Annotated in this window: 7 protein-coding genes and 1 pseudogene; 2 read left to right on the top strand and 6 right to left on the bottom strand. The window is 69.1% G+C overall.

Annotation, left to right across the window (positions count from 1 at the left end; genetic code table 11):
• Positions 1 to 148: 148 nt before the first annotated feature.
• The 3 genes from ACTWQJ_RS41655 to ACTWQJ_RS41645 form a co-directional block, all read right to left on the bottom strand.
• A complete protein-coding gene (locus tag ACTWQJ_RS41655) occupies positions 149 to 1,768 on the bottom strand; it encodes an IS1634 family transposase (RefSeq protein ID WP_443311619.1) in 1,620 nt (539 codons plus the stop codon).
• A 152-nt stretch (positions 1,769 to 1,920) separates the two neighbouring features.
• Complete coding sequence (locus ACTWQJ_RS41650; RefSeq protein WP_443311618.1) at positions 1,921 to 2,286, bottom strand: helicase associated domain-containing protein; 366 nt, start codon at positions 2,284 to 2,286, stop codon at positions 1,921 to 1,923.
• Entirely contained in the window at positions 2,255 to 2,644 is a 390-nt protein-coding gene (locus ACTWQJ_RS41645; protein WP_443311617.1) for a helicase associated domain-containing protein, read from the bottom strand. The genes ACTWQJ_RS41650 and ACTWQJ_RS41645 overlap by 32 nt, the downstream gene beginning before the upstream one ends.
• 431 nt (positions 2,645 to 3,075) lie before the next feature.
• On the opposite strand from ACTWQJ_RS41645, the gene ACTWQJ_RS41640 reads away from it, so the two are divergent.
• Complete coding sequence (locus ACTWQJ_RS41640; protein ID WP_443311616.1) at positions 3,076 to 4,065, top strand: aldo/keto reductase; 990 nt, start codon at positions 3,076 to 3,078, stop codon at positions 4,063 to 4,065.
• 224 nt (positions 4,066 to 4,289) lie between these two features.
• Here ACTWQJ_RS41640 and ACTWQJ_RS41635 read toward each other — a convergent pair whose 3' ends face one another.
• The 3 genes from ACTWQJ_RS41635 to ACTWQJ_RS41625 form a co-directional block, all read right to left on the bottom strand.
• Complete coding sequence (locus ACTWQJ_RS41635) at positions 4,290 to 4,742, bottom strand: SRPBCC family protein (RefSeq protein ID WP_443311614.1); 453 nt, start codon at positions 4,740 to 4,742, stop codon at positions 4,290 to 4,292.
• A 262-nt stretch (positions 4,743 to 5,004) separates the two neighbouring features.
• Positions 5,005 to 6,171: an NAD(P)/FAD-dependent oxidoreductase gene (locus tag ACTWQJ_RS41630; RefSeq protein ID WP_443311613.1), complete on the bottom strand. Its 1,167-nt coding sequence runs from the start codon at positions 6,169 to 6,171 to the stop codon at positions 5,005 to 5,007.
• Positions 6,168 to 6,920: a GntR family transcriptional regulator gene (locus tag ACTWQJ_RS41625; RefSeq protein ID WP_443311612.1), complete on the bottom strand. Its 753-nt coding sequence runs from the start codon at positions 6,918 to 6,920 to the stop codon at positions 6,168 to 6,170. The genes ACTWQJ_RS41630 and ACTWQJ_RS41625 overlap by 4 nt, the downstream gene beginning before the upstream one ends.
• A gap of 679 nt (positions 6,921 to 7,599) precedes the next feature.
• Between ACTWQJ_RS41625 and ACTWQJ_RS41620 the strand changes: the two are divergent.
• Positions 7,600 to 7,953: pseudogene (locus ACTWQJ_RS41620) on the top strand (hypothetical protein); the annotation flags it as partial.

Below are 7,953 nucleotides of genomic sequence, written 5' to 3'. Positions count from 1 at the left end.
GGCGTGGTCGCACGATCGAGGGGCGATCTCCGTGAGACCGCCCCCGCACGATCGAAGTCCCGCTACACTCCCGCCACCCGGCGAAAAGACCAGGTCAGACAGCGAAATCCTGCTGGAGTACTAGTCCCGTACTGAGCAGGTAGCTGGTTTAGGTCTCCGGCCGGCGTGGACGGTCTGCCTGGACTTCCAGGAGGTCGAGGAGATGGACCTGGACGCCGCGGGTGATGACGATGGTGGGCGGGTCGGTGGCGGTGCCGATCCGCAGCCACAGTTCGCCCAGGTGGAAAAGGATCATCCGGGCGGTCGGCCGCACCCGCCGCGCATCCGGGTAGAGTCCCGGTATCTTCTGGTCGCCGCCCAGCGCGCGCCGCACCTGCCGCTCGATCAGGCAGAAAACCAGCAGTGCGAGGCAGATCACCTGGATGAGCGCAGCGACGCGGCGGTTGTGCTGGACGAACAGCGGGGTGACCGCGAGCGGCCCCTTGAAGTCGCCGTAGCGGCGCTCGATCGCTCCCTGTCCCTTGTACTCCAGCAGCACCTGGGCGGCGTCGGTCTGCTCGGCATCGAGGCTGGTCACCAGCGCGTACCAGCCGTCGGCGGCGGCCTCGACGGCCAGGGGGTCCTGGTCGAAGTGCCAGGACAGTACCGGGGCGCCGGCATCGTCGATGGTGATGGAGGTGCGCAGGCAGGAGGCCACCCGCCGCCGCTGGGTGATCACCCCGACGCGGGCGGCGATCTTCTCGGGCGTGTTGTAGTAGCGGCCGCCCGCGCCGCGCTGGACCTTCTCCAGCTCGGCCGCTGCCTTGGCCAGGCGGTTCTGCCTGGCCTGGCGTTGCCCGGCGGCGGTGCCGGAGGAGTGGACCAGCACACGCCGCAGCAACAGCACCGGATCGCGTTTGCGCGGCCTGGCCACCTCCATGACATCCTCCAGTACCCGGTAGGTGCCGCGCCGGGCCTGCGGCAGGCCCGCCTCCCGCTCGGGGCGGTAGCCGACCGCGGCGGCCTGCCCAGCATCCAGCGCGGCGAACACCTCGTCCTTGACCTTGGCGGCCGGGACCGGGGCGATGAAGTCCGCCCCGGAGGCCAGCAGGACCGACAGGTTGGGGTAGGAGAACAGCTTGGAGTCGGCCACCATCAGCAGCCGCCGCCGGCTGGCCAGCTCCTTCAGCGCCCTTATCGCGTCGACGACCTGGGCCACCTTCCCGGCGCCGCCGGAGAAGACCCGGGCGTGGACGGGGATGCCGCCGTCGGCGCTCACCCCGAGCCCGGCCTGGACCTGCTTCAAATCCACCCGCCGGTCCTTGGGATGCCCGTACTTGACCTGCGGGTAGTCCGTGTCCTGACCGTCGTCCAGGTAGGCGCCGTGCACCGACATGCTGGTCATGTCCCAGTGCATCCGGGCGGTGTCGATGCCGAACTCAGTGACCGCGCGGGCCCCGACGCTCCCAGCGATCTCCTCCAGGTGCGGGGCGATCGCATCCAGCGCGCGGGCCAGCCGGTCGTCGTTGAGCAGCTGCGGCTCGATGCCGAACACCTCCTCCACCGCCCAGCTGCGGGCCCAGTCACCAACCCGCACCAGCGGGGCCGGGGCGCTGAGCCGGTTGGCGATGAGCACCTCGATGACCTGGCCATGCGTCAGGTGCGCGATCTCGCGCCCCGGACACAGCGCGTCGACGGCTCCCGCGACATCCAGCCGGCGCAGAAACTCGGCAGCGACAGGCAGAGCGCCCAGACGCTTGGTCACCACGGACTCGATCACGCACTCCATGCGGGGGCGCACCGTCCGTGGCCGCGGGGACCGGGAAGTACTCGACACACCCAGTCAACGCCCGACCCCCGGCACCGGACACTGGCCCAGGCCCATCATCAACCGAATCACCCACCCGCGAAGTACGGGTCTAGCGGCAGCGGCCCACAGCGTTACGCCGCTGCCCAGTTGAGTCCGAGTTGGGTGAGCGCGGCGCGCTGCTCGGGGGTGAGTTTGGCGCGGCGGGTTTTGGTGTTGGACAGGAACACCCCCAGCTTCACGGCGTGCTCTTCGCCGTCGACCACGATCGTCTCTACGTGGCCGCGGGGGACTGTTAGGGAGCCGGCCGCCTGTACTGCTGCCAGGGCCTCCAAGCCCCGTTCGAAGGCCGCAGAGCCGCCCTTACGGGCCTTCACAGACGTCTCCGGGGGCGCGGGCAGGGAGGTGATGCCGAGGACCTCCAGGCGTTCGCGCTGCCCGTCCATCAGGCCCTGCCAGACCGTGTGCTCACGGTTCCGCTGGAAGCCACCGTCCGACATCCATCCCGTGGACCGTGGCCCCTGGCAGGACCTCCGCCTGGTCCTCTTCGCGTAGTAGTTCGCGTACGGCGGCGTAGTGCTGCTGCCAGTCCACCGGCCACGCCGGGTTCCAGTGCTCGTCGATCTCCTTGAGCGCCGTCTCCCACTCCGGGTGACCGTCCAGGGCGCCGGGGCGGCTGAGGTTGGACAGCCACTGCCCCACCGGCCGGTCCAGGGCGGTCGCGGTGCGGGGTGCGCACAGCGTCCAGTGGTCCTCGTAGTAGGTCCGGGCTGCCTCCAGGTTCTCCTGGAACCGCTCATCGGCAAGGGACCACACCATGCCGAGCTTCTCCAGCCGCCGGGCGCGCTGGCCGGTCATCTGCCCCGCTCCGTACGCGCGTCGCTGTTGTCGCCGCTCGGTTTTTCTGAGCGCTTGCCAGCGAACGACGCGTTGATCGGCCGCGCGAAAAGAGCCGGCGCTTGAGACAGCCGGGATGTGCAGAGGGTCCGTGCCGACTGCGTTCGGCACGGACCGCCAAGGACCCTACGGACCCGTGCGTAAGTTGCCCGTGTCAAAGCTGCGCAACAAGCCGGTGGTCACGCAGAACGACCTGTTCGGCCGGCCCGCCTGAACGGCTGACTTGTGCTCGAGTGCGCTCCAGGTCGTAGCGTTGCGGACACGGTGGCGCATGAGGCCCCCCGTCCGGTGTGCCCCATGGGATGCCGGGCTCGGAATCCGTCGCCGGATGGATGAGGGGCTTGGTGTCGCCGGAACGACGAACGAGTGTGCAGGAAAGGCTGGGACACGGCATGCAGAAGCGCAGTCTGCGGGACCTCCAGGTATCGGCCATCGGCCTCGGGTGCATGGGCATGTCCGCCTTCTACGGATCCGCCGATCAGGAGGAGGGGATCGCGACCATCCGGCGCGCCCTGGACCTCGGGGTGAACTTCCTCGACACAGCGCAGGTGTACGGGCCGCTCACCAACGAGTCGCTCGTCGGCGAGGCGATCCGGGGGCGTCGCGACGACTATGTGATCGCGACGAAGTTCAACTACCGGATGGATGACGCCGTACCCGGCGACATCAGCACGGTCGGCCCGCAGGACGGTTCGGCCGAGCACGTCCGTAGTTCGGTCCACGGCTCTCTGAAGCGTCTGGGGACCGACCACATCGACCTGTACTACCAGCACCGGGTTGACCCGAACGTGCCCATCGAGGAGACGGTCGGCGCGCTGGGCGAGCTGGTCGCCGAGGGCAAGGTGCGGTGCATCGGGCTGAGCGAGGCGAGCGCGGAGACCATCCGGCGCGCCCACGCCGTGCACCCGATCACTGCGGTGCAGAGCGAGTATTCGCTGTGGTCGCGGGACGTGGAGGCCGAGGTGCTGCCCGCCTGCCGGGAGCTGGGTATCGGCTTCGTGCCGTACTCGCCGCTGGGCCGCGGCTTCCTCGCCGGGCGGTTCACCTCGCCGGACGAGTTGGACGCGAACGACTGGCGCCGCGAGAACCCGCGCTTTAAGGACGCCAACCTGGAGGCGAACGTGCGGCTGGCGGCAAAGGTGAAGGAGATCGCCGCCGAGAAGGACGTGACCCCGGCCCAGCTGGCCATCGCCTGGGTGCTGGCCCAGGGCGAGGACCTGGTGCCGATCCCGGGTACCAAGCGCCGTACCTACCTGGAGCAGAACGCCGCCGCGGTCGACATCGCGCTGACCGGGGACGACCTGGCCCGCATCGACGCGGAGCTGCCGGAGGCGGCGGGTGAGCGGTATGACGAGGCGGGGATGCGAGCGGTCAATCGCTAGCCGGGGCGCGGAAGCAGCTGCCAGTGGTTTTGCAAGGGGGAGCGGTCAACGTTTGTCGACGGCTTTGGGCACCACTTGGCGATCACGGGGCCCGAAAATGTCGATGCGAACCGGCAACGCTGTGGGCGTGTTGGGGCTCTTTGGGTCTCCACTCTGTTCCCCGTTCCGTCTGCACAGCCGGTCTGCCTCGTGGTCCACGGCCCGCTGGTGAATTCCGAGGGGCGTCAGTCCCCCGTCTTTTCGGCCAGGAAGGCGCTCAGGCTGTCGAGGAGCATGGTGCTGCCCTGCTCGGCCATGTCACGTTCTTCGGCGGTGTCGCAGGTCTGGCGGAGCACGATCTGTGTGGAGTGGCCGTTCTGCTCGTCGAGTTCCATGGTCATGGCTGCGGGCTCGGGCTTGCCGGGTACATCCATGCCGATCACCAGGAGGCGGTTCTCGGCGACCTCGAGATAGGAGCCGGTCAGCGGGAACTGTCCGCCGTCGGGTGTGACCATCGTGGCTTTCCACGCTCCGCCCGGCCGTACGTCCATCTCGACGGAGCCGGCAGCGGCGTGAGCCCACTGGGCGTACTCCTCGGCGGTCGTCCAGGCCCGCCACACCTTCGCCGCGGGGGCGTCCAGCGTTCGCGTCAGCGTGTAGGAGAAGCCGTTGGCCGCGGTGGTCTGCTCAGTGCTCATGTCTCGTCTCCTGGTCTCAGCCTTGGTCGGGCCACCTGTAGACGCCCCCGCGCGCGGAAAGTCATCGCTCTGCCAAGGGCTTCTTCGAATGGGGTGAGGATGCGGGTGCAGAGGACAGGCCCGGTTGATCTCCGTTGATGCGGCGGCGAGCGCGGCATTGCCGTGCGGCGCGGGCGAATCATCATCAGGACGGTGCATCGGCATGCCGTGTGGCCGTTGCGGCAGGCCTTCCGTGACGGGAATCGCGGTTGAGGGCTGTCGGCTACTGCTCACCCAGACTGGTGGCGTGTTGATCCACCTCGATCTCCGAGCGCCGTACGCCGGTGAATCGTGTGGGCCGGAAGGCCCCAAGGAGGTCCTGCTCCTGATCGGTTGTGAGTTCGGCCGCGACCAGGCGTCCCAGAATCGGCGCCAGGGTGACCCCGCTGTGCGAGACGAGGCAGTAGACGCGGGACTGCGCGGAGGCGTAGCCGGCGACGGTGTGGCCGTCTGCGGGCAGTGACCGCAAGCCGATGCGCAGGTCGATCTTCGATGGCCGGCTCGGGTCGGTCAGCAGTGCGGAGAACCGCCGGGCGAGTGTTCTTGCCAGGTCCCCGTTCACGGTCGGAGGGTCTGCCGGATCGACGTCGGCGTTCAGGTCGAGAGCCTGCAGGACGGTATGCCCGCCGGCCGCGGGGCGGAGGTTGAGGCCGGGGCTGTGGATCACACAGCGCAGGTCGAGTCGCGGGGACCTGGCGTATCCGAGCAGACCGACGGTCGGCGCTCCGCGACCGGCATCCGTCACCATGGGAATATCGATCCCGGCCCGTGCGGCGAGCCGTTGTGTCCAGCGGCCTGCCGCCAGGACGACTCGATCGCCTGTACAGACCTCGCCGCTGGCCTGGGTGACGGCTACTTGGTCCGGCCTGTCGTCGATGGCCACGACCTCGCCGATCGCGCATGTGGCGCCGTGCTGCTCGGCATCCGTCAGTAGGTTGTTCACAAAGAGGTCCGGCAGAACGTATCCCTCGCTGGGGAAGTGCGCGATGGACGTGATGGTCGCCGGGATGCGGAGGTCGCCTGCGATCCGCGTTGCTTCCTCAGGCGTGACCCAGTGAGCGGGGTAGCCGAGTAACTGCAGTCGTTCCACGTTGCCGGCGAGCCACTGCACGTTTGCGGCGTCCGCCCACTGCAACGCCCCGCTGGGGAAGTACGACGGCGCGCCGCGCAGTTGCTCGGCGAGCCTGGCGTGCTCCTCCATCCCCGCGAGGTTCAGCCGGTGGTAGTCCGCGTCGGGCTTCCGGCTGGAGTTGGTCCAGGCGAAGGTGGTCGCTGTCGTACCAGTGCCGGCTCCCCACTGATCGAGCAGGAGAACGTCCTCGCCGGCGACGGCAAGCTGCCTCGCGACGCTCACGCCCAGCACGCCGGCACCGATGATGATGACCTTCATTGTCTGCGCATCTCCTTTCTGGCAGCGACACGCTGCTCACATGGCGGGACCGGAAGCTCCAGGAAAAACTCGGCAGTTCCCGGACGGACGAGGGTCGTGACCACCTCGACGGCGCTTCCGTCATCGGCACGCAACTCCCTGCGCCTCATCAGCGCGGGCGTTCCGATCTCGCTGTGCAGCAATGCGGCGTCGCGCTCGCCGAGGATCACCGGGTCGAGGTAGAGCCGGATCGCGTCAATCGCTACGCCTCTGCGCTGCAGATACGGCAGGGTGACGAGGTCTTCGAGGTTCTCGTTCAGCAGGTCGGGGGCCACTGCGAAGAGAACGACGTGCCGCTCGACCGACTGTGGCTCCTCGCGTACGTCGAGCTTGCGGCGGACCAGTTCCACTACGGCTGTGTCGGCGGAGGCGCCGGGGAGGGCCAGGATGGCGTCGGCGGCCCTGACGATCCGCGCGGAAACGACTTCGTGTCTGCCCGGTGCGCCCTTTGCGACTGCGGCGGGGGTGACGAAGTTGAGCAGATTGATCTGCCGCGTCACGTCTGCGACGAACGTTCCGTGGCGCCGCCGGCGGATCGCCAGTCCCGCCTCGGCCAGGTCATTGAGGACGCGTTGGGCCGTGGCACGGCTGACGCCGTGCTGGGCGGAGAGGTCCTTCTCGGTCGGCAGCCGCGCGCCAGGGGGCAGGTCCCCGGCCCGGATCTTCGCTTCGATCTCTCGCCTGATCTGTACGTAGAGTGGCACGGTCACGATTAGACCGTACAATTAGTCAATTGCCCGGTCAATAGAGCCGAGGATCTACTCAGCAGCCGCCTCGAGAGGGAGGCCGATTCCATCAGGACCGGGCTGGCGGCCGGCGGTGCGAGGCCGGTAACCAACATGTCCACTCCTCGAGGCCGAGTCGGATGCCCGGAACGGCGGCTGTTGAGCTGTTCCCTGCCCTATTGGCCGCCGAGCGTTCTGGCACCAACGACCCCCAGTTCGTTGAGTGAGAAGGCTTCCGCTTTCCGAACGTGATCGTTTGGTTGGGGCTGGACGGGCATGAACGGCGGTTGAAGGCGGGAGAGATGGGGCGGTTCGTCTGCTCGTACTCGCTCGTGGAGGTGGCTGATGCCGCCGGTGCTGGGGCTGCTGGAGGCCCGGGAGAAGAAGGTCCGGGAAGAGGTCGCGCAGCGACCCGGCCACGCGCCGAGCCGAGGTCGAACGGCGCCTGCGCAAGGAGACCGCCCTCGAGGAGCGGCGGGCGCAGGTCCGCCGGGCCCAGGCGGGGCGTGAGGTTGAGGAGCGTCAGCAGGCGATCGCGCGGCGCTGTGCCATCGAGGAGGAGGCTGAGCTGGCCCGCAGGCAGGCGCCATGTGCGGACTGCGGGTTGCCCGATTGCGCGGGCCTGTGCCCGGGGTGCTCCTACCGGCGGCGTACCGAGATGCTGGTGCAGGAGGCCGTCGACCTGGCCGTCGTCGTGCGGGCCGACCTGTCGGACGCGGCCGCAGTCGCTGAGCTCACCCGTCACTGCGAGACGGATACCCGCGCCATGTTGGCGGTGGCATGCGAGCGGGCCTGCGGTCCGGACGCCGATCCGGCGTGGGTCGCGTTCACTGCGCCCGAGGTGGCGCAGCGGATCCGGGATGAGCGGCGCGCGGCGGCGCTGCGCCGGCTGGAGCGCTCGCCGGAGGCGGTGGCGGAGGCCGACGCGGTGTACGAGGCGTGCCTTCGACGTCGCGGTCGCGGTGCCGAAGAGGCTGCCGAGCCGGCTGCGGACGCGGCGGGCCGTCGTTCCGCCGAG

Source organism: Streptomyces sp. KR55 (assembly GCF_052245645.1).
Taxonomy (GTDB): Bacteria; Actinomycetota; Actinomycetes; order Streptomycetales; family Streptomycetaceae; genus Streptomyces; species Streptomyces flavusporus.
Note: the sequence above shows the minus strand (reverse complement) of the source record. Positions and strands in the feature narration are given on the sequence as shown.

Excerpts from the sequence above, each read along its gene's own strand:
- ACTWQJ_RS41655 (WP_443311619.1), bottom strand. The coding sequence starts at position 1,768 with ATGGAGTGCGTGATCGAGTCCGTGGTGACCAAGCGTCTGGGCGCTCTG.
- ACTWQJ_RS41650 (WP_443311618.1), bottom strand. The coding sequence starts at position 2,286 with ATGTCGGACGGTGGCTTCCAGCGGAACCGTGAGCACACGGTCTGGCAG.
- ACTWQJ_RS41645 (WP_443311617.1), bottom strand. The coding sequence starts at position 2,644 with ATGACCGGCCAGCGCGCCCGGCGGCTGGAGAAGCTCGGCATGGTGTGG.
- ACTWQJ_RS41640 (WP_443311616.1), top strand. The coding sequence starts at position 3,076 with ATGCAGAAGCGCAGTCTGCGGGACCTCCAGGTATCGGCCATCGGCCTC.
- ACTWQJ_RS41635 (WP_443311614.1), bottom strand. The coding sequence starts at position 4,742 with ATGAGCACTGAGCAGACCACCGCGGCCAACGGCTTCTCCTACACGCTG.
- ACTWQJ_RS41630 (WP_443311613.1), bottom strand. The coding sequence starts at position 6,171 with ATGAAGGTCATCATCATCGGTGCCGGCGTGCTGGGCGTGAGCGTCGCG.